The following is a 26,765-nucleotide window of genomic DNA, read 5'->3' as shown; positions in this document are numbered from 1 at the left end:
ATGGACGCGCAAAACGCCATCGTCCTGCGCAGGCTGCGCCAGCGTTTCGACGCGCACGAGGCGCTGGCCGGCATAGACGCGACGATACGCCGCGGCGCGATCACCGGCCTGGCCGGGCCGGACGGCGCCGGCAAGACCACCTTGCTGCGGCTGCTGGCCGGCCTGCTGCAAGCCAGCGACGGCGCCGTCCGCGTCGAAGGGCTGGACCCCATCGCCGACGGCGACGCGCTGCGCGCGCTGATCGGCTATATGCCGCAGCAATTCGGCCTGTACGAAGACCTGACGGTGCTGGAAAACCTGGAGCTGTACGCCGATCTGCGCGGCGTCGCCGGCGAGCGCCGCCGGCACAGCTTCGAACGCCTGCTGGCCTTCACCGACCTGGCCCGCTTCACCGCGCGGCCGGCCGGCAAGCTGTCCGGCGGCATGAAGCAGAAGCTGGGCCTGGCCTGCGCGCTGCTGGGGGAACCGCGGGTCTTGCTGCTGGACGAGCCCAGCGTCGGCGTCGATCCGATTTCCCGGCGCGAACTGTGGAAGATGGTGGGCGAACTGGCCGCCGACGGCATGACCGTGCTGTGGAGCACCTCCTATCTGGACGAGGCCGAACGCTGCGACGAAGTGCTGCTGATCAACGCCGGCCAGCTGAGCTACGCCGGCGCGCCCGGCGAGCTGATTCGACGCATGGAGGGCCGCAGCGTGCAGCTGCGCGGCATCGCCGGCAACCCTCGTCAGATACTGCGGCGCGCGCTGCGTCAGCCGCAAGTGCTGGACGGCGTGATCCAGGGCCAGGCGCTGCGCCTGGTGCTGCGCCAGGCCGGCCGGCCGCCTGAGCTGAGCGCCTTGCAGGCCGGGCCGGACGCCTGTTTCGTCGTGGTTCCGCCGCGGCTGGAGGACGCCTTCATCGAACTGCTGGGCGGCGGCCCCGGCGGCGACTCGGGCCTGGCCGAGCAGATGCCGCCGGCGCAACTGCCGGCCGGCGTGGACCCGGACGCGGTGATCCGCGCCGAACAGCTCACGCGCCGTTTCGGCGATTTCGTCGCCGCCGACAATATCGACTTCCAGGTGCGGCGCGGCGAGATCTACGGCCTGCTCGGCCCCAACGGCGCCGGCAAGTCCACCACCTTCAAAATGCTGTGCGGCCTGCTGCGGCCCAGCGCCGGCCAGGCCAGCGTGATGGGCATAGACCTGAAACGCAGCGCCAGCCGCGCGCGCCGGCAGCTGGGCTATATGGCGCAGAAATTCGCGCTCTACGGCAATCTCAGCGTCGCCCACAATCTGGACTTCTTCTCCGGCATCTACGGCCTGAGCGGCCAGACGCAACGCGACACCGTCGCCGAAATGGTCCGCGTGTTCGCGCTCGCGCCCTATCTGGACATGCTCGCCGGCGCGCTGCCCCTGGGCTTCAAACAGCGGCTGGCGCTGGCCTGCGCGCTGATGCACCGGCCGCCGCTGCTGTTTCTGGACGAGCCCACCTCCGGCGTCGACCCCATCACCCGCCGCGAATTCTGGACCCATATCAACGGCCTGGTGGACAAGGGCGTCACCGTGATGGTCACTACCCATTTCATGGACGAGGCCGAATACTGCGACCGCATCGGCCTGGTCTACCGCGGCCGGCTGATCGCCAGCGGCACGCCGGACCAGCTCAAGCGCCAGGCCGCTGGCGTCGATGAAGACATCACCATGGAGGAAGCCTTCATCCGCCTGGTGGCGGCCGACGACCGCGCCGGAGCCCCCGCATGAGCGCCGCCGTCAAACCCGCCCGCCTGCTGGCCTTGTGCCGCAAGGAAGCCATGCAGATCGTGCGCGACCCCAGCAGCATCCTGATCGCCTTCGTGCTGCCGATGGTGCTGCTGTTCATATTCGGCTACGGCATCAATCTGGACGCCAACAAGGTGCGCATCGGCGTGGTGCTGGAAGACAGCGGCGTCGAAGCCCGCCGCTTCGCCGACGCGTTGGCGGGCTCGCCCTATCTGGACGTCCGTGCCGGACATGACCGCGCCGAGATGCGCGCGCGGCTGGCCGCCGGCGAAGTCCGCGGCATGGTGGTGATTCCCGCCGACTTCTCCGCCAAAACCCTCCAGGGACGCGGCGCGGCCGCGGCGCAGCTGCTCACCGACGGCGCCGAGCCCAATACCGCCAACTTCCTGGCCAGCTATCTGCAAGGCGCCTGGCAGATCTGGCAGACCCAGCGCGCGCAGGATCGCGGCCAGCCGCCGCCGGCCCCGCTGCGGCTGGAGCCGCGCTACTGGTTCAATCCCGACACCGTCAGCCGCAACTATCTGGTGCCCGGCTCCATCTCGGTGATCATGACCATCATCGGCGCGCTGCTCACCTCGCTGGTGGTGGCGCGCGAATGGGAGCGCGGCACCATGGAGGCGCTGCTGTCCACCCCGGTGACCCGCGCCGAACTGCTGCTGTCCAAAATCCTGCCCTATTACCTGCTGGGCATGGCCGCGATGCTGGTCTGCGTGCTGGCGGCCACCTTGTTGATGGACGTGCCGCTGCGCGGCTCCTGGTGGCTATTGTTCATCGTCAGCAGCCTCTTCCTGGGCAGCGCCCTCGGCCTGGGCCTGCTGCTCTCCACCGTCACCCGCAACCAGTTCGTCGCCGCCCAGGGCGCGCTCACCGCCGCCTTCCTGCCGGCCACCATGCTGTCCGGCTTCGTATTCGAGATCAACAGCATGCCGCCGCCGGTGCAGGCCGCCACCTATCTGGTGCCGGCGCGCTATTTCGTCAACGCGCTGCAAACCCTGTTCCAGGCCGGCGACATCTGGCCGGTGTTGTTGCTCAACACCGTCTGGCTGCTGCTGTCCGCGGCCTTCTGGCTGGGGCTTACCGCGCTTAAATTCCGCCGTCGGCTGGATGATTAGAGCCTGTTCAAAATCTCGCGAGCAAGAGCGAGACAAGGCGAAAACGGCTGAAGAAGCGGAATGTACATAAAGTACATGAGCATTCTGAGGAGGTTTTCAACGCGGTATCGCCGCAGCACAGCAGATTATGAACAGGCTCTTAGAAAGGTCTACCATGTGGCACGCACTGCTCACCCTGATCCACAAAGAACTGCGGGCCCTGCTGTCCAACCCGCAAAGCCGCCGGCTGCTGATCATGCCGGTGCTGTTGCAACTGCTGCTGTTCCCCTTCGCCGCCACGCTGGAAGTCAAGAACAGCACCCTGGCCATCTACAACCAGGACGGCGGCGCCGCCTCCATCGAACTGTCCCAGCGCCTGGCCTCGGCCCAGGCTTTTCCGCAGCTGCTCAATATCCGCAGCGAAGCCCAGTTGCGCGACGCCATAGACCGCCAACAAGCGCTGCTGGCCATCCGCATTCCGCCGGATTTCTCCCGGCGGCTGGCTCAAGGCAGCGCGCCGCCGCTGCAGGCCGTCATCGACGGCCGCCGCTCCAATAGCGCGCAAATCGCCTTCGGCTACGCCCAGCAAATCGTCGCCCAGTACGCGCGCGAGCTCAGCCCCGCGCCGCCGCCGGCCCAATTGCTGGTTCGCCATCTGTACAACCCCAATCTGGAATACCGCTGGTTCGTGCTGCCCAGCCTGGTGGCCATCATAACCACCATAGGCTGTCTGATGGTCACCGCGCTGTCATTGGCGCGCGAACGCGAGGAAGGCACGTTCGACCAATTGCTGGTCACCCCGCTGACGCCCGGCTACATCATGGCCGGCAAGGCCGTGCCCGGCATGCTGGTGGCCGCGCTGCAAGGCAGCGTCATTTCCGCCGCCGCGGTATGGATCTGCCAAGTGCCCTTCGGCGGCGGCATCGCCCTGCTCTATCTTTCCATGCTGTGCTACGGCCTGGCCCTGTCCGGCTGCGGCCTGCTGATCTCGGCGCTGTGCGCCAACCAGCAGCAGGCCTTTCTCGGCGTGTTCGGCTTCATGGCCCCGGCGGTGATTCTGTCCGGTTATATGGCGCCGGTGGAAAACATGCCATGGCCGCTGCGCGCGCTCAGCGCCGCGGACCCGCTCAGCCATTTCATCATCGTGATCAAGGGCCTGTTTCTCAAAGGCTACGGCGCGGCCGAGGCCTGGCCACATTTGTGGCCGCTGCTGCTCATCGCCGCCGCCACCCTTGGCCTGGCCTACCTGATCTTCCGTCACCGGAGCGGACAATGAATCCATCTCGCCTCGCCATCTGCGTCTTGCTAGCCCTGCTCGCCGGCTGCGCCGTCGGCCCCGACTACCGGCCGCCGACGCCGGCGCAACTGCTGCCCGCCGCCAGCACGGAAACCGAGCCGGAAGCCGCCGGCTGGTGGCAGGCCTTCCAGGACCCGGCGCTGAACCGCCTGGTCGGCGCCGCGCTGCGCTATAGCCCGGACCTGGCCAGCGCCAACGCCAACATCCGCCAGGCGCGCGCCGCGCTGGAGATCAACACCGGCGCGCAATGGCCTCAACTCAACGCCGGCGGCCGCATCAGCCGCGACCAACTAAGCCGCCGCGGCGAAGCGCTGGCCAATATCCCCTTCGCCAACCCGCAGACCCTATTTACCGACTACCGCGCCGACTTCGACGCCAGTTGGGAAATCGATCTGTTCGGCCATACCGCCCGCAGCGTGGAAGCCGGCCGCGCCCGGCTGGACGCCAGCCGGGAACAAGCCGCCGACGCCGCCTTGCGCGTGGCCGCCGAAACCGCGCGGCTGGCGCTGGACTACCGCTACTGGGGCTTGCGCGCCGACAACGCCGCCGCCCAGGCCCGCTGGCACGCGGAACTGGCGCGGCTGAGCCGGCTGCAAGTCCAGGCCGGCCTCGCCGGCGCCGGCGAACTGGATCAGGCGGAAACCGAAAGGCTGCGCGCCGACGCGCAGTTGCAACCGCTGCTCGCCGCCCGCCAGGCCGCGCTCGCCGCGCTGGGCCCGCTGACCGCGCTGCCGACGGAACAATTGCGCGCGCTGCTGGACGCCGCCGGCCTGCCGTCGGAACTGCTGCTGCGCCGGCCGGACCTGCGCTCCGCGGAACGGCAGTTGGCGGCCGCCAGCGCCGACATCGGCGTGGCCGCGGCCGAGCAATACCCGCGCTTCAGCCTGCTGGCCAGCGGCGGCTGGGACAGCGTCCGCCCCGGCGACTTCGCCTCCCAGGCCAGCCGCTACTGGAGTTTGGGGCCGCAACTGAGCCTGCCGCTGTTCGCCGGCGGCCGGCTGCAAGCCCAGGTCCGGGCGCGCGAGGCAGGCTACGACGCCGCGCTGGCGCAATACCGCAAGGCGGTGCTGCAAGCGCTGGCCGATGTGGAAACCGCGCTGCTGCGCAGCCAGGCCGGCCGCGTCCAGGACACGCGGCTGGCCGAGGGAGAAGCCGCGCTGCAACGCCAGCTTGGCTACGCCCGCCAGCGCGTCGCCGTCGGCGAGGCCGCGCAAAGCCACGTGCTGGAAGCGCAGTTGCAGCTTGCCGCGCTGCGCGAACAGCGGCTGGCCGCGCGGCAAACGCTGTCCGCCGACCTGATCGCGCTGTACAAGGCGCTGGGCGGCGACACCCAGGCCGGCAAGCCGCCACGCTAAACCGGCCCCCGCGCCGCGTTTAAGCTGCGCTTAAGTTTGCGGTGTTCCAATCGCCTTAATCCCCTATCGCAAGAAAGGACATGGCGATGAACCGTAGACTCCCCCTGCTCAGCCTGCTGCTGCTCGCCAGCGGCGCCTTGTACGCCGCCGCCAGCCTGTGGCAAAACGGCCTGCCGGCCAACTACTGGCAATGGCGACACGAACTGGTGCTGCTCAGCGGCGTGCAATTGATGGCCGTGATGAGCGCCGCCATGCTGCTGGCCGTGCGCCCGCGCTGGCTGGAACCGCTGCTGGGCGGCCTGGACCGCCTCTACGCGCTGCACAAGCAGCTGGGCATCGCCGCCGGCCTGCTGCTGGCGGCTCACTGGCTGGTCAAGCTGTCGCCCAAGCTGATGCTGGCGCTGGACTGGGTCGCTCCCCGCATCAGAAGCGGCGGCGGCGGCAAAGACCCGCTGGTCTCGCTGGCCAAGGACATGGGCGAATGGGCGGCCTGGGCGGTGCTGGCCATGGTGATCCTGGCGCTGCTGCGCGCCGTGCCCTATCGCTTCTGGCGCAAGCTGCACCAGCTGTTCGCCCCGCTCTACCTGATGAGCGCCTTCCACGGCCTGATCCTGATGCCGGCCGAGATGTGGGCGCAGCCGGTGGGCTGGCTGCTGGCCGCGCTGATGCTGATCGGCTCCGGCTGCGCGCTCTACTCGCTGGCCGGCCGCATCGGCAAGCGACAACAATACGCCGGCCAGGTGCATAGCATCGAAGCGCTGCCTGCCGGGCAGTTGGAAGTGATCTGCCAGATGGACGCCTGGCCCGGCCACCGCGCCGGACAATTCGCCCTGGTCAGCTTCGACGCCGCCGAAGGCGCCCATCCCTTCACCATCGCCAGCGCCGACCATGGCGACGGCCGGCTGCGTTTCATCATCAAGGCGCTGGGCGATTACACCCGCCGCCTGCCAACCGAACTCCAGATCGGCCAGGCCGTCACCGTGGAAGGCCCTTACGGCCGCTTCCAGCCGCGCGGCGGCGCGCGCCAAGCCTGGGTAGCCGGCGGCATCGGCGTCACCCCTTTCCTGGCCTGGCTGCAAAGCCGGGAACTGAAGGAGAAGCAGCTCGACGTGGATTTCTACTACTGCGTGCGCAACCGCGGCGAAGCAGCGCGGCTGGAAGAAATGCGCCAGGCCTGTCGTCAGCGCGGCGTGCGGCTGCATCTGATCGAAAGCGAAGCCGGGGCACAGTTGAACGCCGGCATGCTGCCGGAAGTGGACGAGGTCTGGTTCTGCGGCCCGCAAGGCTTGGGCGAGGCGCTGCGGCGCGGCCTGAAACAACGCGGCGCGCAGGCGCCGGCTTTCCACCACGAGGCGTTCTCAATGCGCTGACGCAAGACGGGCGTTCCGGCTTGCCGGAACGCCCGTCATACACTCAAGCAAGCCGCTGCAAGGCGGCTGGCGCATCACCAACTTTAACGCGTGGCGTAGACGCTGCGCCTCCCCTGCTCATCAAAACTCAACACCTGATAAGGCTGCTTGCTCGGCCCCTCCATGCCCGGGCTGCCCATCGGCATGCCCGGCACCGCCAGGCCGACGATCTTGGGCTTGTCCTTCAGCACCTTCTTCACCAGATCCGCCGACACATGGCCTTCGAACACATAGCCGCCGATCTCGGCGGTATGGCAGGAACGCAGATCCGCCGGCACCTTCAAGCGGGCCTTCAACGCTGACATATCCGCCTCGTTGCGGCTTTGCAGCGCCACGCCGTTCTTTTGCATATGCTCGGCCCAAGCGGAGCAGCAACCACAATACGGGTCCTTGTGCATCACGCCGCCGGCGGCGGCCACCACGGGGGACATCAAGGAAACGGCCAGCGCGGCGGCGGCCCAATACATGCGTTTATTCATGAGATGAAATCCAATGCTATTTGAATGAAAAAGCGAACCAGCCCGCAAAACCGCGGTTGGCGCAAAAAAAGGATCATTCAACAGATTGGGGAGGCCGCTCCGGCGGCGCGGGGATGAAACCGGACCACACTATTTCAGCCTTGGCCTGCAGCACCGGGCGGATCGCCTGCAAGGGCAGGCTGGGCGCCGCCGGCCATGGAGCGGCAGGCAACTGGCAGCAAGCGGCGGCCTGAGCGGCGCTGGCCGGCTGGGTATGGCAAGCCGCGCCGTCGTCGGCCATCCAGACGCAGGGCGCGCTGGCGTCCACGCGTCCGCCCATGCTCCAACCCGCCTGCGGCAAGAGCAGCAGACACGTTAGCAACAGTAGCAAGGGCAGACGAATAGGCATCGATTCAGGTAGGGCGCTGAGTCCGGAACAGGCTTGAGACTGGCGGATAGCGCCTTGGTTCCCAAGCCATTTCGCCATTTCTCCCACCCCGTGCAAAGTTTGAGCCAGGTCATATCCGCGCCAGATTTGTGGCGACCGAGTACAATCATACCCTCAATCAATAACGATTCGCATTTGCGTTCGCATTAATTCGGTGGGATACTTATGGTCCCATTTGACATTCCTTGCGCAAACTAAACGCCAACGGCATGCACACAGCGCCGGCCTTGCCGGACGCGGATCAAATGGGCTTCGTTCATGTGATGATTTCCAGGTATCCACGATAATGAAAACCTTTGACTCCGCCGCCCGTCACGGCGTGCGCCTTGCCCTGTTGTCCGCGGCGGTTTCCGCCCTCTACCTGCCCGCCGCCCACGCGGCGGAAGCCGAAGCCACGCTGCCCTCGGTCGTGGTCACCGCCTCCGGCTACGAGCAAAAAATCAAACAGGCTCCGGCCAGCATCTCGGTGATCACCCGTGAAGACTTGGCGAAAAAACCGTTCACCAATCTAACCGACGCGCTGGTTGACCTGGAAGGCATCAACATCAACGGCTCCGGCCCTGGCGACAAGGACATCTCCATCCGCGGCATGCCCGGCGAATACTCGCTGATCCTGGTGGATGGTCGCCGCCAAGGCACCCGCGAAGTGCGTAGCCGCGGCACCGGCGGTTTCCAGCAATACCAGATCCCGCCGATGGAGGCGATTGAGCGCATCGAAGTGGTGCGCGGCCCGATGTCCTCGCTATACGGCTCCGACGCCATGGGCGGCGTGGTCAACATCATCACCCGCAAAGCGCCCAAGGAATGGCATGGTTCGATGACGCTGGGCGGCACCATCACCGAACATTCGAACGAAGGCAATACCGGCCAGAGCAGCTTCTGGCTGGGCGGCCCGCTGATGAAGGACCTGCTGTCGCTGCAAGTCTACGGCTCGCTGAACAACCAGGCTGAAGACAATATTTTCTACAGCAAGAGCGGCGACGGCGGCAAAGACGCCAATCACATGTCCGACATCAACGCCAAGTTGAGCTTCACCCCGAACCAGGACCACGAGATCACCTTCGAAGCCGGCCATAACGAACTGCGCAAGACCACCACGGGCGGCAAGAGTTTGTCCCCGACTCTCGGCAAATACGATCAATACGATACCCGTGATCACTGGAGCCTGAGCCACAACGGCAAATACGGCAATATCCGTTCCAATGTCGCGCTGTATCAGGAAATGGCCAAGTCCAGCTCGGACGAAAACAACGTCAGCGACGGCAAAGGCGTGAAGTTGGCCAATACCACGCTGGACGGCCAACTGACCTTCCTGCTGGATCGGCACACAGTGAAGGTTGGCACCCAGTTTGGCCGACAAGTTGGTTCCGATCTTCAGGCACAAGAGGCCCTGCTTCCGCCATTCCAATACAAAGGCCCTGCCAATCCGGATAAAGTTACTGTCAATACTTGGGCCCTGTTCGCCGAGGACAGCTATGAGGCCACTGACAATCTGACCATCACCGCCGGCGGTCGCGTCGACCACCACAGCGTGTTCGGCACCCACTTCACCCCGCGCGTTTACCTGGTCCAGCACCTGGGCTCGCAGTGGACACTGAAAGGCGGCGCGGGCAAGGGTTTCAAGGCGCCGACCATTCGCCAAAGCACCGACGGCTATTGCATGCGTACCGGCAGCCGCGTAGAGACTGGTTTGCTGTGCGGCAACTCCAAACTGAAGCCTGAGGAAAGCACTTCTTATGAAGTTAGTCTTCATTTCGACAATAGCCGGAACCTGAACAGCAGCGCCACTCTGTTCTACAATCGTTTCCGCAACAAGGTAGTCAGCTACGGTACGGACCAATTTACCGATCAGTTGAAGTACTTCGATAGAAACGACAAGCAATACAAAGATGCGAGAGTCTATGTCTACGACAACGTAGACCAAGTTGATATCCGTGGTCTCGAGCTGTCCAGCAGTTGGACCTTCATGCCGAAATGGACGCTGTCCGGCAATTACACCTACACCAAGTCCAAGCGCGAAGGTGGCAAGGAAACCTCGCTGTCCGGTCAATCGCTGAACGGCTTACCGCTGGACAAGACACCGGAACACGCCGGCAATGTGAAGCTGGCTTGGGCGCCGATGGAAAAGCTGGACCTGTACACTCGCCTGAACTTTGAAGGCAAACAGTACTACACCGGCTTCCGCAACGGCGCTTACGATGCGCGCACCCGCGGCGGCTCCAGCACCTGGGACTTTGGCGGCAGCTACAAGCTGAGCAAGAACTTCGACGTCAACTTCGCCGTCTTCAATTTGACCGACCGCAAAGTACCGATCGACGACCGCGTAGGCAACGCAGAGAAAGACAAAACCAAAGCGCCGCTTAACGGCAACTGGATGGTCGACGAGGGCCGCCGCTATTGGCTGACCTTGACCGGCAAGTTCTAAGCCGCACCCTGACGGCCCGTCCCCGGACGGGCCGGAAACACCGCACGGCAGTTGCCGAATCCACCGGATTCGCCAACTGCCTGTTCCCGTTTTTACGATTGGAGAATTGATGATGTTGAGCAGCCGCGCCCAATTGACCACGCCCAATGCCGACAAGGTGCTGTACAAGCTGTGCAAGCACTACGCGCTGAAAGTCCCGGTGGAGTTCGACAGCCACCAGGCTCATGTGCACTTCCCCATCGGCGAATGCCGGATTCAGCGCCAGGACGACACCCTGGACATGATCTGTGCCGCCGACGCCGCCGACAAGCTGGCCAAGATCGAATTCATCATGGACGAGCACCTGGGCCTGATGGCCAAGACGCCGGACTTGAAACTGGATTGGGCCAAGACCGAGTAAGAACCCCAGCCCAGCCGCGTTTTCCGAGCGCGCCGGGCCTGCCCGGCGGCTCCCGTTTCTGTATGATGCTTGCCACCCGCTCCACGGCTAAAGCCCGTCCACCCGCCCTCTCCACCGCGGCGGGCTTTGGCAGCGGAGCCGTATCGCTCAAGGAATCACAATGAAAACACTGTTCTCCCGTCTGCTGCTGGCCGGCGCGCTGGCCGCGGCCACGCTGGCGGCCCAAGCCGCCACCGTCACCGACATCGCCGGCCGTAAAGTGGAAGTGCCGGCCAAGGTCAACCGCATCCTCCTGGGCGAAGGCCGGCTGTTCTACGCGCTGGCCCTGCTGGAAGGCAAGCAGCCCATCGCCCGCATCGCCGGCTGGCAGGGCGACTTCCGCCAGCTGGACCCGCAAACCTACGCCCAGTACAAACAACGCTTCCCGGCCATCGACCAGATTCCGCTGATCGGCAAAACCAGCGAGAACTCGGTCAGCGCCGAAAAAGTGCTGACGCTGCGCCCCGACATCGCCGTGTTCAGCATCTCCGGCCACGGCCCGGGACTGAACAATCCCATCGTGCAGCAATTGCAAGCAGCCAAGGTGCCGGTGGTCTTCGTCGATTTCCGCAACGCGCCGCTGGAACACACCGTGCCCAGCCTGCGCATCATGGGCAAGGCGCTGCAGCGCGAGGCCGAGGCCGAGCGCTTCATCCGCTTCTACCAGGGCAAGATGGACGCCATCCGCAAAGTCGTCGCCGCCATCCCGGCGCAGCAAAAGCCCAAGGCCTTCCTGGACCTGCGCGCCGGCGCCTTCAGCAACGTCACCAGCGCCGGCCGCGGCAGCCTGGGCGAGCTGGTGGACGCCGCCGGCGGCGTCAATATCGCCGACAAGCTGATTCCCGGCGCGGTGGGCGAAGTGAATATGGAGCATGTGCTGGCCAGCAATCCGGATCTTTACATCGGCACCGGCACCGCGGACGCCGCCGACAAGACCGGCATTCAGTTCGGCGCCAACATCAGCGCGGCGCAGGCGCAGGCCTCGCTCAAGCGCACCGCCGCGCGCAGCCCGGTGGGCGCCTTGCGCGCGGTGCGTGAAGGCCGCACCTTCGGCGCCTGGCACCACTTCTACAACACGCCTTACCACATCGTGCTGCTGGAAGCCTTCGCCAAGGAACTGCAACCGACGCGCTTCGCCAAGCTGGACCCGGACGCCAGCTGGAAGCAGCTGCACCGCGACTTCCTGGCCATAGAGCCGCAAGGCACTTACTGGGTCAAGGGCGTTAAATGAGCGGCGAAACCCTAACGCTTTCCGCCGCCATGGTGGCGGCGGACTACCGCCGCACCCTGCTGCGCCGGCTGCTGCTGGTGGCCGTGCTGCTGAGCCTGCTCGCCGTCTCGCTGACGCTGGACGTCACCACCGGCGCCAGCGGCATGCCGCTGGCCGAGTTCTGGCAGACGCTGTGGCACCCGGCCGCCGCCGATCCGGCCACCGAGGTGATCGTCTGGCAGATCCGCCTGCCCTATGCGCTGATCGCCATCGCCGCCGGCCTGGCGCTGGGTCTGGCCGGCGCCGAAATGCAGACCGTGCTGCACAACCCGCTGGCGGACCCGTTCACCCTGGGCTTGCAGCCGGCGGCCGCTTTCGGCGCGGCGCTGGCCATCCTGCTGGATGTCAGCCTCCCCGGCATCCCCGGCCCGTGGATGCTGCCGGTCAACGCCTTCGTGTTCGCGCTCGGTTCCGCGCTGCTGCTGGACGTGGTGGCGCGCTGGAGCAATATGCCCACCAGCGGCGTGGTGCTGTTCGGCATCGCGCTGTTCTTCAGCTTCAACGCCCTGGTGTCCTTGCTGCAATTCGTATCCACCGCGGACTCGCTGCAAGACTTGGTGTTCTGGCTGATGGGCAGCCTTTCGCGCGCGGACTGGCCCAAGATCGCTTTGCTGTTCGGCGCTTTCGCGCTGATCCTGCCCTGGTCGCTGAGCCAGTCCTGGCGGCTGACCGCGCTGCGGTTGGGCGAAGACCGCGCCGCCAGCTTCGGCATCAATGTGCGCCGGCTGCGCCTCAGCTCGCTGCTGCGCGCCAGCCTGCTCACCGCGCTGGCGGTGGCCTTCGTCGGCACCATAGGCTTCATCGGCCTGATCGCGCCGCATATCGCGCGCCGGCTGGTGGGCGAGGATCACCGCTTCTACCTGCCGGTGAGCGCGCTGACCGGCGCCGCCATCCTGTCCATGGCCTCGGTGGTGACCAAGAATCTGGTGCCCGGCGTCATCGTGCCGGTGGGCATCGTCACCTCGCTGGTGGGCATCCCCTTCTTCATCGCCATCGTGCTGCGCAACGGAGGCCGCCAATGAGCTCCGCCCTGTCCATCCATCAACTCTCGGTCAGCTACGGCAAGCGCCAGGTGATACGCGGGCTGGACGTGCCCTGTCTGCGGGCGGGCGACATCACGGCCTTGCTCGGCCCCAACGGCAGCGGCAAGTCCACCTTGCTGCGCGCCTTGGCCGGCCTGCAGCACAGCCGCGGCGACGTCCGCCTGGACCAGCGCGCGCTCAGCCGCCAGCGCGGCGAAGTGGCCTACCTGCCGCAAACCCTGCCGCCCAGCGTGCATCTGTCGGTGTTCGAATCGCTGATGGTGGCCGGCCAGGCCACCGCCGCCGGCCTGTCGCGCCGTCACGACGACCAACAGGTGTTCGCGCTGCTGCAATCGCTGGGCATCGAGCAACTGGCGCTGCGCTACCTGGACCAGTTGTCCGGCGGCCAACGCCAGCTGGTGGGCATCGCCCAGGCGCTGATCCGCGAACCGGCGGTGCTGCTGCTGGATGAGCCGCTGTCCGCGCTGGACCTCAACTACCAGTTCCACGTGATGGACCTGCTGCGCCGCGAAACCCGCCGCCGCGGCATGGTCACCGTCATCGTGCTGCACGACCTCAATGTGGCGCTGCGCCATTGCGACCGGGTGCTGATGCTGAAGGACGGCGCGCTGCAAGCCAACGGCGCGCCGGACGAGGTGATAGACAGCCAAAGCCTGCGCCGCGTCTACGGCGTCAGCGGCCGGGTGGAGCGCTGCTCTCAGGGCGTGGCGCATGTGCTGGTGGACGGGCTGCACAGCGGTTTGCGCTGAGCCCCCACACGGCCGAGGCCCCCGGCGATACGCTCGCCGCCTCGGCCGTTTTCATTGCTGGCGCGCCTCAAGCCTTGCAAAACCCCAGCGCCGGATGGAAGCGCCAGCCATTGTCCGACCGCGGCAAGCTCAGCCCGCCAAAGCGCCGCGCACAGGCGTCCAGCTCCATGCCCAGCTCCGCCGCTAGTTCGGCCAAGGCCGCCGGATACTCGCTGTGGCCCCAGGCTCGGATATTCGGCTGCGTCAACGCCGCGTCTGGCACCCGCTGGTTCTTCTGTTTCTCAGCCGGAATAAAGTCCGGCGGCTTCGGCCACGGCTGGGCCACCACCCGGTGCAGCACATAATTGCCCCCGTCCTCGGTGGGCAATAACAGCAAATCCACCTCCGGCTCGCCACTGGCGCGGAAAGGCTGCTGCTGCGCCAACACTCCGCTGAGCAGCGCCTGCGGCTGCTGCCAACAGCTATACGCGCCCAAGGGCGCGATGGCCTGACCCTCCCGCCCCGGCCTGCTGCTGGCAGCCTTGGCCTGGCCGGCCGGCGACATCATCTGCGCCAGCCGCGCATGCTCCAGGTGCGACAAGCGCCGCTTCGGCCGCAAGGGCTCCGGCTGCACGATGCGCGGCCGCGCGTCCAGATGCCGGTACTCGTCCTCCTCCAGCAGTTCGCTCAATAGATGGCTGTCCAAGGCAAACGCCTCGTTCTCGAAGCCCGGCCTGCGGAAGGCCGGCTGGCTGGGCTGTTCCACGCTGCGCAGATTGCGCTCACAAATCAGCACATTCACCTTGTCCCAAGGGTCCGGACGGTGGCGGCGCAGCCGGCCGGCCAGCTGGATCAGCGAACGCATCGACGAGGGCTCGACGATCGCCCAGTCGTAATCGTGATCCCGACCTACCTCGGTTACCGGCGAGCCCAGCACGATGAACACATGCTCGCGCTCCGGCTCAGCGTCCAGCTCGCGACGGATGGCCGGCAGCGTGAACACCGCTTCCGCTTGTTCGCGGTTCAGCGCCTGGTCCAGCTGGCGCTCGATGGCGGAACGCAACAGCAAGGGGTATTGCGAGTGATAGACGCATAAATGCAGTTGCCAGTGTGCCGGCCACGGCAGCGCGTACAAGGCCAGCGCCACCTCGAACAAGGGCTGGATATTGGCCATGCGCACCAGGCCGAAGCTGACCGCCTGGCCGCTGATCGGGTCCCGCTGCTGATTGAGCCGGTGCAAGCGCTCGATGGCCGGCTGCAACTGGGCGGCGAACTCCCGACGCAAGGCCGGCGCCTGCCCCGGACCAAAGCTCAACGGCAGCAGCTCGGCATTGCGCCGCGCCGGCTGCGTGGCCAGCCAATCGGCGCGCCGGCCGGCAAACTGACGTTGCCGCCGACGGAAAGCGTCGACATCGGCGCAGTCTTCCTGGGCCCGGTCCTGTTCATCCACCCAGGCACAGCATACCGCCAGCGGCCGCCCCGGCTGGCCGCGATTGGCCTGGAACTGACGGCGGCCAGCCAGATAGGCCTCGAACAAGCCTTCGATCAGCGCCGGCGGCAAGGTGGCGGACGACAGCAGTAGCCGGCTGCCCAGCAAGCCGGCCCAATGCGCCAGCCGGGTCAGCGCCGGCAAGTCCGCCAGGTCGAAATCATCCGGCTCGTCCAGCACCAGATCTCCGCTCATCAGCCGCAACATGGGCGCGATCTGCCGCCCGCCGCGCTGGCTTTCCGTAGCCGGCGTCAGATGGTCTATGGTGCACACCAGCAGCGGCGCCTGCAGCAGCTTGGCCGTTTGCGGATCGCGCAGCGCACGCGACAACAGCGGGTGCTCGCCGCCGGCCTCGTAACGCACCTCGCCGCCCTCGTCCCACAAGGCTTGGCGCGAGGCCGAGCCGCTGGCCTCCGCCTGCCGTTGATAGTGTTTGAACAACTGGGTGTTGGCGCTGCCGCCCACGCAGATGGCCAGATCGTCCTCGTTCAGGCGCAGCCGCTGGCGGAAGGCTTGGCCGGTTTGCAGCGTCAGCGCGCGCAAGCCCAGCGCAAACGCGCAACGCAGGCCCAGCGTCGGGTCCGCCAAGGCGTACATGATCCGCGCATTGCCCAGCGTCTTGCCGCAGCCGGTGGACGCCATGTTGACGATGAAAGCGCCCTGCTCCGCCGCCCGCGCGCGCATTCCCGCGGCCAGGTCCGCGGCGCGGTCCTGCCAACGGAAGCGCGCATCGGCGTTGCGTTGCTGCAAACGCTTGCGCCGCGATAGCCGCGGCAGCTCGCGCTCAAAACCGGGCAAGGCGCGGCATACCAGGGCGCTCTGCTCCGCCACGCCCAGCAAATGCTCGTCCAGCGGCTGATTGAAATCGCCGGACCGGCCATGGGTATTCGCCCACAGCGGATAGCCGGCCTGGCCGCGCTTGTGCCGCAGCTGGCCGTAATCCAGGCTGGAAAAATGGTGATCCGCCAGCATCAGGCTCAGCCGCGCCACGTGCATCGCGTAAAGATTGTCCAGCCAGCGCGTCTCGCCGCGCACGGTCAGGCGCGCGGCCAGCTTGTCCGCCAGCCGCGCGGCGCGGCGGCTCCAGGCCGGCGTGTTCACCGGCAGGCCCTGCGGGAAACGCCAATACGGCGCCAGCTGCGCCGGCTCGGCCTCCGTCTCCCGCCATTCGTTCCAGCGCGCGTCGATATGAGCCGGAATATTCAACAGCATGCGGCTTTGAAAACCCTGCAGCTTGCCGCCCAAGCGGCATTGCCGCTCCTGCTCGAACTCCGGCATCAGCGGCAGCCGGTGATGCGTCAGCACCAGCCAGCCCACCGCGGCGGCCAGCGGAGGCAGACGGGAAAACGGCGGTTCGCACGCCTCCCCCATGCCGTCCGCCTGCAAACGCGCCAGCCAGCTGGCATGGTCCTGCTCCGTCGGCTGTCGCAAGCGCGCCAGCCAGCCGGCGTCGTCGTCATTGCCGACAAAGGCCTGAAACAAGCGCAACGACACCCACTCGTGGCGGTAGAGATTGCGCTCGCTCCGCTCGCCGCGCAGCCGTTGCTGAAACGCCTGGCTGGCCTTGCCCAGGTCGTGCAGCAAGGCCGCCAGGCCGGCCAGCAGCTGGATGTCCTCGCCGCTGTGCCAATCGTTCTCGTCCGCGCTGCGCAGCACATTGCGGCGGGTGCTGTGCGTGGGTGTGGCGCCGTCGGCGTTGAAGCGGCTGGCGTCGCCGACGATCCACAGCAGCTCGCTATGGTCCTGGCCGCGTATCCAGTGGCAGGCCACCGCGGTGTTCTTCCGCGCGCTCTGGCGCAGCAAGCGCCGCAGCGTGTCCAGCCCGGCCTGGGTGATCGGCGTTTGCCAGACGCGATCGCCGCGACGCTCGGCGAACTGGTCCAGAATCTGCCGGCTGCGCGTCAGCGCCATCTTGTCGCATTGTGAAATCAGCAGGATATTCATGCCGCCCGCCCCCGCCGCTCGGCAATGTCCTTCAAGGTGTCGATGATGAAGTCCAGCGCCTCGCCGCGGGTCAGCGCCTCGATGCAGGCCTGGCGGAAAGTCTGCTCATCGTCGCCGCGCATCGCGGAAACAAAGGCCTGCGGCAGAATCAGCGCGTCCTTGACCAGGTCCGCCGCGTCGAACACCAGCCCGCCGCGCCGGGTCTTGCCGTGCAACACCGCCAGGCCGTGCGGCAAACCCAACACCCAGGCCGCGGTGGCGCCCAGGCCGTAAGCCAGGTAATTGCCGTGATCCAGAAAGGCGTTGGCCGGGTCCGTGCCGGCGCCGCGCTTGGCGCGGCTGAAATCGCCATAACCGGTGGCCTGCGCCGCCAAACGGAACAACAGCTTGGTCAGCCGCGCCTCCTCGGTCAGCAAATGCGCGTGGTCCGGCGCCTGGGCGATCGCCTGGCGCGAAGCCTGCAAGGCCGCCTCCAGACCGGCCTCCTCCACCACGAAACCGGCTTCGCGCAAGGCGCGGCTGCCCAGCCAATGCCGCTGCAAGCAGCCCAGCCGCGCCAGCTGCACATCCTTGGCCGCAGCCAGCCGCTGCGCGTCGTCAAACCAGAAACGCACCCAGTGCTGCAGATACTCGGTGGGCCGGTACTCGCTTTGCGGCGCAAACCACGCCGCCTCCTGCTCCAGCTCATTGGCGCTAAACAAGGGCGTGCCGCCCCCGCCGCAAAACCCCACCATCACCCCGGCCTTGGCCAGCTCCCGCATCGCCGCCTGCGTCACCGAAGTGCCGGTTCCCAGCAGGATACAGCTGGTATTGGCGATGGGGATATTCCAATACAGTGAAGCCTTGCCCGCGTCGGTGACGTACTCCACCCGCCCGCCGTTGACCAGTACCCGGCAGTGCTGCAGGTAGTAAAGATTGGCGCGCTTGGAATGCAGAATAGTCTTGAGATCGGACGGGGAAAAATCGGACACGGCGAATCCTTCGGGATGGAACGCGACAGCGCATCTTGCCATGGGCATGAGCGCAGGGACAGCCAGCGCGGACTACCCTTTTTTTCTGCCCCCAGGGGCCGACATTTAAAAACAATGACTTAGCGATAAGCTGAAAATTTGGGTCAAAGCCGGAAGAATCGCTGCAAATGCCCACGCCATAAGGACTGTGGGCGGTGTAGACTCTAGTTCACTGCCGGATAGGCAGCTTAGAAAACGCTGATCAGCGTGTACTTGACCAACTTGGCGTTCACTGCCGGATAGGCAGCTTAGAAAAATTTAAGACGACTTAATCATGCTGACTTTGAGTTCACTGCCGGATAGGCAGCTTAGAAAAGGCTGATCTCCGGGTAGTCGGCCAGCAGCTCGTTCACTGCCGGATAGGCAGCTTAGAAAAGCAATACGCGGATTCTCAGCCTCATATATCGGTTCACTGCCGGATAGGCAGCTTAGAAACACGATCCGAAGCAAGACGCTCAAGCGCAACGGTTCACTGCCGGATAGGCAGCTTAGAAAATCAAAAAGGAAGCAAGGGAAGCCATTTACTCGTTCACTGCCGGATAGGCAGCTTAGAAAATGGGCTGAATTTTGACATGGCCGAATGAGTAGTTCACTGCCGGATAGGCAGCTTAGAAAACCGACAAGCTAAATTCGGACTCATGCTTAACGTTCACTGCCGGATAGGCAGCTTAGAAATGCAAGGCCAGAACCCTGTGTTCATGACAGAAGTTCACTGCCGGATAGGCAGCTTAGAAAAGTTCTTCGGACAGCTTCACCGCTGCCTGTTCGTTCACTGCCGGATAGGCAGCTTAGAAATCGCACCCGCATTGGAAGATCGCCGGGGATATGTTCACTGCCGGATAGGCAGCTTAGAAATGTTCGTGGGCCGCAGCGAGGTAACTGCTGCCGTTCACTGCCGGATAGGCAGCTTAGAAAGCACAGAATAAGCAATAACAATCGATTTTTCTTGTTCACTGCCGGATAGGCAGCTTAGAAAATATGTGGGAAGAGGGTATTTGTTCTCATGGTGTTCACTGCCGGATAGGCAGCTTAGAAACTCTCCGGTTAAAAAGGGCTAGGCTTTTTTGAGTTCACTGCCGGATAGGCAGCTTAGAAATGTAGAAACCGATGGCACCATTGTTGCCAGCGGTTCACTGCCGGATAGGCAGCTTAGAAATGTGCGAGTCGATGGGCTCGCCGATACTCTCTGTTCACTGCCGGATAGGCAGCTTAGAAAAAGAAACGCCATGCTAGCCTCCAAAGATGATTGGTTCACTGCCGGATAGGCAGCTTAGAAATGGTGCCGCACCTGCGCCCAGATCGGCGCCGGGTTCACTGCCGGATAGGCAGCTTAGAAATCCGGCCGGCGGCCAGCGTGGCATGGCTGACGTGTTCACTGCCGGATAGGCAGCTTAGAAAATGCGCTGGTCCATGTCGCAACGGTTCAGCCAGTTCACTGCCGGATAGGCAGCTTAGAAAACACCGGGACCGCAGCGCCGGCACCCACGTCGGTTCACTGCCGGATAGGCAGCTTAGAAAAGATCACCAAAGCGAGGACAAACTGGGAGGCGGTTCACTGCCGGATAGGCAGCTTAGAAAGGCAATAATGGCACCGCCAGCGATGGCCGATAGTTCACTGCCGGATAGGCAGCTTAGAAAATGGGGTCGATGTTGAGCACCTGCGCGACAACGTTCACTGCCGGATAGGCAGCTTAGAAATGGGGTGCCAAAGTAAGCCGGCGGCGCGCCAGGTTCACTGCCGGATAGGCAGCTTAGAAAGTATGAGCCGCTTCTCCTGGCTGCCCGGAATGGTTCACTGCCGGATAGGCAGCTTAGAAAGTTGCGTTGTTGATATATCAATCATAGAGACAGTTCACTGCCGGATAGGCAGCTTAGAAAATCACGGCTACATGCAGGCGGGCGTGGATTTCTGTTCACTGCCGGATAGGCAGCTTAGAAAGCATCTCGGCGCAGTCGCTGGCGGAAATCCAGGTTCACTGCCGGATAGGCAGCTTAGAAATTCCAGATCGCGGCCTCGAAACGCTGCTGAAAGTTCACTGCCGGATAGGCAGCTTAGAAATGGAGAAGCTCTGCCAGAATTCACGCTCGAAAGTTCACTGCCGGATAGGCAGCTTAGAAAATTGATTAGGACCCGGATGGTGATGTCCGCCAGTTCACTGCCGGATAGGCAGCTTAGAAACACGGACAGCGTCAGCTCGCCCAGGCACTGCAGGTTCACTGCCGGATAGGCAGCTTAGAAATACACGCATCCGGTACAGGACGTGCAGTCGGAGTTCACTGCCGGATAGGCAGCTTAGAAATCGCGGACGTCAGGGCGTGAACAACAGCCGCAGTTCACTGCCGGATAGGCAGCTTAGAAAACCGAGCACCCTTACCTATCTGCAGACTCAATGTTCACTGCCGGATAGGCAGCTTAGAAATTCGGGCAGGTCGTGACCGGCTGGGAGCTCGACGTTTACTGCCGGAATAGGCAGCTTAGAAAATTCGGCGACGGTGAAACCGGGGCAGGTTTTGGTTCACTGCCGGATAGGCAGCTTAGAAAAGAACGGCAGCCATGCGGGCTTCATCCTGTACGTTCACTGCCGGATAGGCAGCTTAGAAATGCGATGAAGCGGCGCCTTTGGATTCCTCCTCGTTCACTGCCGGATAGGCAGCTTAGAAAAGTTCGGCGTTGCCGAGTCGGCCGGCCACCAGGTTCACTGCCGGATAGGCAGCTTAGAAAGGCTTGCGAACGGGTGTTGGTGCCGTTGGTTTGTTCACTGCCGGATAGGCAGCTTAGAAAAGTCACCGAGGAAATGCACCGCGCGGCGGTGAGTTCGAAAACGGAGACGGGGCAATTCCACTTGCCATACACAGCGATTGCCTGAAAACGAGCACAGCAAGAATCGGGTCGCCCGCAGGGGTACGCCGCCATAGACTTCGGACATTTCAATGATACGAAGGAGCGCGGCATGGCTTGGCAACTGGAAACCTTGGATCCGGTTTTCGTCGAACGGGCACGACACAAAGGGATTGATGCGCTCGGCCAGCCCGTGCGGCGGATGGCTGCCGCCGGCGGCGAACCGTTCCGCGATGCGCTGCGCCGCGCCATTCCGGGTGAGGAGCTGATTCTGGCGAGCTACAGCCCATTCCACCAAGTCGGTCCATACCGCGAGTATGGCCCGGTTTTCCTGGCGGCTGAATCACAACCGGAGCCTCTGCCCGAGCTGTCAGCGCTACTGCACCGCGTCGGCGTGAATGCCTACCTCGGCGACAGCGTGGCGCTGCGCGCTTACGACAAAGAACAGACCATGCAAGAAGCCGCACTGCTGCCAACGCATGAGGTGGAGGCGACACTGACTCGCTGGGAGGCACGGCCCGAGATCGCTTTCGCGATGCTGCGTTTCCCCGCCCATGGATGCTATGCGCTGCGACTGAACCGGTACGAATAAATGGAGCCCATGCGATGCGTGATCGGCCACCTGAAAATCAGCCCTTAGAACCTGTTTACGATCTGCTGCGCGTACACGGTAAGCAGCCCTTCGAAATGCTCATGTACCGGATGTACACTCCGCTTTCTCAGCCGCAACGCCTTGTCTCGCTCTTGCTCGCGAGATCGTAAACAGACTCTTACGGAGCAAGCCGCGCTCAAAAAGCAAAAACGCCGCTCACCCAAGGTGAACGGCGTTTTTCATCAAACCGGCGCGGCTCAAGTCAAGCGTCGCGCCAATTCCTCGCCGATCCTTCGCATCGGCTCCGGATCGCTCATGCCGAAGTGGTCGCAGTCCAGCTCCACGCACTCCAGCGTGCCGCCGAGGAAGGGCCGCCAATCATCCGGCTTGGACGCGTCTTCCGGGTGGATGCCGGCGCGGAACAGCAGCACGTCGCCGTCGTAAGGCGGGGTTTGGCTGTCGCGGAACAATTGCATGCCGTGCAGCGAGGCCGCGCCCAGCCGTTCCAGCGCGGCGCGGCCCAGCGGCGCCAGCGGGCTGCCGGGGCGCAGCAGGCGCTGGTAGATCGCCTCATTGTCCAGCGGCTGGCCGTTCTCGTCGGCGTCCACTTCGCCGTTGACGCTGAGCACCGTCACCAGCGCGTCGTGCAATGTCGGTTGCGGCCGGCCCTGCCAGCTGGCGGTCGGATAGCTGTCCATCAGCGCCGCCAGTTCCACGGTTTCGCCGGCGGCGCGCAGCTGCGCCGCCATCGCCTGCGCCAACCCGCCGCCCAGGGACCAGCCCAGCAGCCGGTACGGCCCTTGCGGCTGGACCTCGCGCACGCGGACCACGTAGTCCGCCACCATGGCGTCGAAGCTGGCCGGCTTGTCGCCGGTGATGCCGGTGGCCTGCAAGCCGTAGATGGCCACGCCGGGCAGGTGCTTGGCCAGGCCCAGATAGCACCAGGACAGGCCTTCCGCCGGGTGCAGGCAGAACAGCGCCGGCAGCGCGCCGGGCTGGATGGTCAGCAGCGGCGCGAATTCCTGACCTTCGCTGGCCGACGGCGGCCGGTGCGCGGCGGGCGCGCTCAGCGCCTGCGCCAGCGCCGCCACCGTGCTGTGGCTGAACAGCGCGGACACCGCCACTTCGCGGTTCAGGCGCTGCGCCAGCCGGTTGGCCACTTGGATGGCTTGCAGCGATTTGCCGCCCAGTTCGAAGAAGTTGGCGTGGCGGCTGGGCGGGGTGACGCCCAACACTTGCTGCCACACCTCCATCACCTGGCGTTCCAGCGGGCTGGCGTCTTCCGCCGCGGCCGGCGCTTGCGCCTCCATGCCGGCGGCCAGCTGCTTGCGGTCTATCTTGCCGTTGACGTTGCGCGGCAGGCTGTCCAGCCAGCGCCAGTGATCCGGGATCGCCGCCGCCGGCAGCACCTCGGCCAAGCGCGAGCGCATCGTCGCCGGCTCGGTCTCGCCGCCGCTGAGGAAGGCGGCCAGCGTATAACCGCCGCCGGCCAGCGGCAGGCCCACCACCGCGGCCTCGCGCACTTCCGGGCAGGCCAGCAGCGCGTTTTCGATTTCGGCCGGGTCGATGCGCAGGCCGCTGATCTTCATTTCATGGTCAAGCCGGCCCAGGAAGCGTAGTTGGCCGTCGCTCAGGCGCGCACGGTCGCCGGTGCGGTAGGCGCGCGGCGCGCCGGGCAACGCGTCCAGCGTTACGAAGCGGCGCGCGGTCAGTTCTTCCCGGCCCAGGTAGCCGATGGCCAGTGCCTCGCCCAGCAGGCACAGTTCGCCGTCCTCGCCCTGCGCCACCGGCTGCAGGCGCTCGTCGACGATGGCGGCGCGCACGCCGGGGCGCGGCAGGCCGATGGGCACGCTGTCGCCGCCGTCCCACACCGCGCCGGGGCCGGACAGGATGGCGCTGGTGGCGATGATGGAGGCCTCGGTGGGCCCGTAGCTGTTGAGCAGCACGCTGTTGGGTAGCAGCGCCTGCCAGCGGCCGGCGCGTTCCGGCAGCGCGGCTTCGCCGCCGATGATGGTCAGCCGCACGCTGGCCAGCTGCGCGGCCAGTTCCGGCTGCAAGGCGAAGGCCAGTTCGTGCCAGAAGGCGGTGGGCAGGTCCAACACGCTGATGCGCTGGCGCGCCACCGCGGCGGCGAAGGCCGGCATGGATTCCAGCATCGCGTCGGTGCGCAGCACCAGGGTGCCTCCATGGCACAGCGCCAGGAAGATTTCCTCGATGCTGGCGTCAAAGTGCAGCGGCGCGAATTGCAGAATGCGTTCGTCGGCGCCGATGCGGTACAGCTGGCCGGCGCTGCTGACGAACTGGGCCAGCGCGCCGTGGCTGACCAGCACGCCGTTGGGCTTGCCGGTGGAGCCGGAGGTGTAGAGCAGATAAGCGGCTTGGCCGGCTTCCGGCGCCGGGTCCGCGGCCGCCAGCGCGTCCTGTTGCGGCGGCAGGTCCAGGCACAGCGCCGGCACGGCGCCCAAGAGCGGACGCCAAGCGCTCAGGGTGACGGCCAGCCGCGGCTGCGCGTCGTCCAGCACCATGGCCAGCCGCGTCGGCGGGCCGTGCGGGTCCAGCGGCACATAGCAGCCGCCGGCCCACAGCGTGGCCAGGATGGCGACGATGGCTTCCGGGCTGCGCGGCAGCACGATGGCCACCCGCTCCTCCGCCTGCAGGCCGGCGGCTTGCAAGCGGCCGGCCAGTTGCAGCACGCGCTGCAACAGCTCGCGGTAGGACAGGCGCTCGCCGTCCTGTTCCAGCGCCGTCGCGTCCGGCCGCGCGGCGGCGGCGGCGCGGATCAGGCTCAGCACCTCCCGCGGTTCGCGCTCCAGCGCCGCGCCGTCCAGCACGCTCAGCGGCGGCAGCTCCGGCAGCAGCTCGCTCAGCGCGGCGTCCGGCGCGCGGCCGGCCCAGGCGTCCAGCCAGGCCAGCAAGTCGTCGCGCAGGCCGTCCAGCTCCGTCTGCGGGTAGGCGTTGGGGTTGGCTTCCAGGCACAGCCGCCATTCGGTGTTCAACAGGCTGAAATTGATCGACACGTCCTCCACCGGGCCGGAGCCCAGCGGCAGCACCCGGCTATCCAGGCCGGCGAACGGCGCGCGGCGGTCGAAAGGCATCAGGTTCACCACTGCGCCGAACAAGCGCTGCTGGCCGCCAACGCGCGCCAGATCGCCGCGCAGCTGCTCGTAGCGGTAGCGCTGATGCGGCCGGATCGCGCGCAGGCTGTCCGCCAATTGGCGGCTCAGCTCCGCCGCGCCCAGCTCTTCGTCCAGCCGCAGGCTCAGCGGCGCGATATTCATCGCCATGCACGGCACCGCCAGCGCCGGCGTGCCCAGGCGGTTCATCACCGGCAGGCCCAGGGTCAGCGCGCGGCGGCCGCTGTGCTTGGCCAGCCAAGCGCCCACCGCCGCCAGCAGCCAAGCGCCCCAGTCCACGCCGTGCTGTTTGGCCGAAGCCTGCCAGGCGGCGATCTGCGCCGGGCTCAGCCATTGCTCGGCCTTGTTGACCCCGTCCGCCAGCAAGGCGGCGGGCGCCAGCGTGCTGGCCACCGGCTGCCGGCCTTGGCGCTGCAACCAGAAAGCGCGGTCCTGCGCGCAGGCCTCGCTGGCCTGGTAGTCGTGATCGGCGGCGACGATCTTGTCCAGCGACCAATCCGCCAGCGGCGGCAGGGCCTGCTGCTTGACACGGGCGCTGTAGCGCGCCGCCAGCGCCTGACTCAGCAGGCCGTAGGCGAAGCCGTCCAGCGCGATATGGTGGGTCTGCAGATACCACCAGTGCCGCTCCGGCCCCAGCTTCAACACCGCGCCCAGATAGAGTGCGTCACGCGCCGGATCGCATGGCCGCGCCAGCGCCTGAGCCACCCAGGCGCGCGCCGCCGCTTCCGGTTCCGCTTCCGCGCTGAAGTCCAGGCAGGGTATCTCCGCCTGCGCGGCCACCGGCTGCTGCCACAGCTGGCTGCCGTCAAACTCGAAGCGCATGTTCAGCGCCGCGCAGTGAGCCAACACCTCGGCGGCGCTGTCGCGCAAGGCGTCCAGGTCCAGCGCGCCGCGCAGCTCGGTGGCTTCGGCGGTGAGGTAACTCGGGTTGTCCGGGGAAAGTTGCTGTCCCATCCAGATGCCGTGCTGCGCGGCGCTGACGGGGAGGCGAGAAGCGGTCAAAGTCATAAGAAGGCGTGCCGTTGCGGTTCCATGCCAGCGCTATGATGCGTGGGCAGATCAAATGAGAGCAGCAATCTTACACTATAAATGGGAATGATTATCAATATTGGTTTGATTAGGCCTATCCCTCCTCCAGCCTCAGCCCCGCTCTGCAAAGCCGCCTATCTCCCAGCGGCATGCCTCATGCCAAGCACCATTCCTCCCCCGCATGATGCACATCAAGTAAACCCCGACCACTGTCCATACCAATATCACCGGCTCGCAGGCACACTAGTAGATGGCATGCCAAGCGGATGGACGTAAAAAAAGGCCAGTCGCTTACGCGCTGGCCGGTCTGAGCTGCCTATCCGGCAGGGAGCCACTTCCAAAAGAACATCTATTTTCTAAGCTGCTTATCCAGCAGGTTAGTGGCGATCTTACCACCCATTTGACTAGATCACGGTGATCATAGTGGATGCACTGCTTTCATAGCAATTCCAAAAGAACTTCTATGGAAAAAAATATTTGACCCACGAGTAGAGGTTCTTCTAGAATGCTCATTATCAAATGAAGCAGCGCTAGGAATGTTGCAGCATCCCTAGCGCCAGTACAACAGTCTCATCGCAGTCGAGACACCCTATTTGCAAGGGTCGATGCAAAAGAGCAAGGAGGACATGGTGGCTAGCAATCACTTCATAAGAAGGTAATGTAGCTTGACCGTAAAAACAGCTCCCGCTCCAGTTACTACTGGAACGGGAGTTTATGCCATTCCCACAAGCTTGCCAAATTTCCAGAAGATAATTCTATCTCAGCAGCACAAAAAAAGAGCCGACAACCGCAGTATCGACCCAGGACTGCCTATCCGGCAGCCTGGACTATTTCTAAGCTGCCTTGTGCCCGGCAGTGGCGCAGATGTTACAAGTCGCCACTGCTTATTAACGATAAATGTCACTTTAACTAGGTAAAAAAATGGCGGATGTCGGTGTTGCGCAAGCGCGTGACAAAGTTGGAGGACCGACCCACACCCATCCCTATCCCGTGCAAAACAGGAGGAT

General features: G+C 65.1%; 16 protein-coding genes and 2 CRISPR repeat arrays. Of the genes, 11 read left to right on the top strand and 5 right to left on the bottom strand.

Annotation, left to right across the window (positions count from 1 at the left end):
• From ACODRW_RS01835 to ACODRW_RS01815, 5 genes are all read left to right on the top strand, one after another.
• Positions 1–1,740, top strand: a complete 1,740-nt coding sequence (locus ACODRW_RS01835) for an ATP-binding cassette domain-containing protein (RefSeq protein ID WP_488905067.1) — start codon at positions 1–3, stop codon at positions 1,738–1,740.
• Positions 1,737–2,870: an ABC transporter permease gene (locus ACODRW_RS01830; RefSeq protein WP_488905066.1), complete on the top strand. Its 1,134-nt coding sequence runs from the start codon at positions 1,737–1,739 to the stop codon at positions 2,868–2,870. Before ACODRW_RS01835 ends, ACODRW_RS01830 begins: the two co-directional genes overlap by 4 nt.
• Positions 2,871–3,024: 154 nt before the next feature.
• On the top strand, positions 3,025–4,125 hold the full coding sequence (locus tag ACODRW_RS01825) for an ABC transporter permease (protein ID WP_488905065.1): 1,101 nt from the start codon (positions 3,025–3,027) through the stop codon (positions 4,123–4,125).
• Complete coding sequence (locus tag ACODRW_RS01820; protein WP_488905064.1) at positions 4,122–5,501, top strand: efflux transporter outer membrane subunit; 1,380 nt, start codon at positions 4,122–4,124, stop codon at positions 5,499–5,501. The genes ACODRW_RS01825 and ACODRW_RS01820 overlap by 4 nt, the downstream gene beginning before the upstream one ends.
• 86 nt (positions 5,502–5,587) lie before the next feature.
• A complete protein-coding gene (locus ACODRW_RS01815; RefSeq protein ID WP_488905063.1) occupies positions 5,588–6,871 on the top strand; it encodes a ferredoxin reductase family protein in 1,284 nt (427 codons plus the stop codon).
• 83 nt (positions 6,872–6,954) lie between these two features.
• On the opposite strand, the gene ACODRW_RS01810 is transcribed toward ACODRW_RS01815, so the two are convergent.
• Positions 6,955–7,389, bottom strand: a complete 435-nt coding sequence (locus ACODRW_RS01810; protein ID WP_488905062.1) for a DUF411 domain-containing protein — start codon at positions 7,387–7,389, stop codon at positions 6,955–6,957.
• Positions 7,390–7,462: 73 nt separating this feature from the next.
• Positions 7,463–7,777, bottom strand: coding sequence for a hypothetical protein (locus ACODRW_RS01805; protein ID WP_253313764.1), 315 nt, complete (start codon positions 7,775–7,777; stop codon positions 7,463–7,465).
• A gap of 325 nt (positions 7,778–8,102) precedes the next feature.
• On the opposite strand from ACODRW_RS01805, the gene ACODRW_RS01800 reads away from it, so the two are divergent.
• The 5 genes from ACODRW_RS01800 to ACODRW_RS01780 all read left to right on the top strand — a co-directional run bounded on the left by ACODRW_RS01800 (position 8,103) and on the right by ACODRW_RS01780 (position 13,742).
• Positions 8,103–10,241: a TonB-dependent receptor domain-containing protein gene (locus tag ACODRW_RS01800; RefSeq protein ID WP_166452707.1), complete on the top strand. Its 2,139-nt coding sequence runs from the start codon at positions 8,103–8,105 to the stop codon at positions 10,239–10,241.
• Positions 10,242–10,350: 109 nt separating this feature from the next.
• On the top strand, positions 10,351–10,641 hold the full coding sequence (locus ACODRW_RS01795) for a DUF2218 domain-containing protein (RefSeq protein WP_227104831.1): 291 nt from the start codon (positions 10,351–10,353) through the stop codon (positions 10,639–10,641).
• A gap of 160 nt (positions 10,642–10,801) precedes the next feature.
• Positions 10,802–11,911: an ABC transporter substrate-binding protein gene (locus tag ACODRW_RS01790; RefSeq protein ID WP_488905061.1), complete on the top strand. Its 1,110-nt coding sequence runs from the start codon at positions 10,802–10,804 to the stop codon at positions 11,909–11,911.
• Positions 11,908–12,972, top strand: coding sequence for a FecCD family ABC transporter permease (locus tag ACODRW_RS01785; protein WP_107800468.1), 1,065 nt, complete (start codon positions 11,908–11,910; stop codon positions 12,970–12,972). Before ACODRW_RS01790 ends, ACODRW_RS01785 begins: the two co-directional genes overlap by 4 nt.
• On the top strand, positions 12,969–13,742 hold the full coding sequence (locus ACODRW_RS01780; RefSeq protein ID WP_488905060.1) for an ABC transporter ATP-binding protein: 774 nt from the start codon (positions 12,969–12,971) through the stop codon (positions 13,740–13,742). The genes ACODRW_RS01785 and ACODRW_RS01780 overlap by 4 nt, the downstream gene beginning before the upstream one ends.
• 67 nt (positions 13,743–13,809) lie before the next feature.
• Here the strand turns inward: ACODRW_RS01780 and cas3f are convergent, their stop codons facing one another.
• Positions 13,810–17,154, bottom strand: coding sequence for a type I-F CRISPR-associated helicase Cas3f (gene cas3f / locus ACODRW_RS01775; RefSeq protein ID WP_488905059.1), 3,345 nt, complete (start codon positions 17,152–17,154; stop codon positions 13,810–13,812).
• Entirely contained in the window at positions 17,151–18,125 is a 975-nt protein-coding gene (gene cas1f / locus ACODRW_RS01770) for a type I-F CRISPR-associated endonuclease Cas1f (protein WP_488905058.1), read from the bottom strand. Before cas1f ends, cas3f begins: the two co-directional genes overlap by 4 nt.
• Before the next feature lie 206 nt (positions 18,126–18,331).
• Positions 18,332–20,584: direct repeats of the CRISPR family, unit length 28 nt; unit sequence GTTCACTGCCGGATAGGCAGCTTAGAAA.
• 93 nt (positions 20,585–20,677) lie between these two features.
• A CRISPR array of direct repeats spans positions 20,678–20,946; the repeat unit is 28 nt; unit sequence GTTCACTGCCGGATAGGCAGCTTAGAAA.
• 169 nt (positions 20,947–21,115) lie between these two features.
• On the opposite strand from cas1f, the gene ACODRW_RS01765 reads away from it, so the two are divergent.
• Positions 21,116–21,595, top strand: coding sequence for a DUF1203 domain-containing protein (locus ACODRW_RS01765; protein ID WP_253313759.1), 480 nt, complete (start codon positions 21,116–21,118; stop codon positions 21,593–21,595).
• Between the two features lie 257 nt (positions 21,596–21,852).
• On the opposite strand, the gene ACODRW_RS01760 is transcribed toward ACODRW_RS01765, so the two are convergent.
• Complete coding sequence (locus ACODRW_RS01760) at positions 21,853–25,737, bottom strand: amino acid adenylation domain-containing protein (RefSeq protein ID WP_488905057.1); 3,885 nt, start codon at positions 25,735–25,737, stop codon at positions 21,853–21,855.
• Positions 25,738–26,765: the final 1,028 nt, after the last annotated feature.

This window comes from Chromobacterium sp. FG89, assembly GCF_057808735.1.
This window is presented reverse-complemented; position numbering and strand designations above follow the sequence as displayed.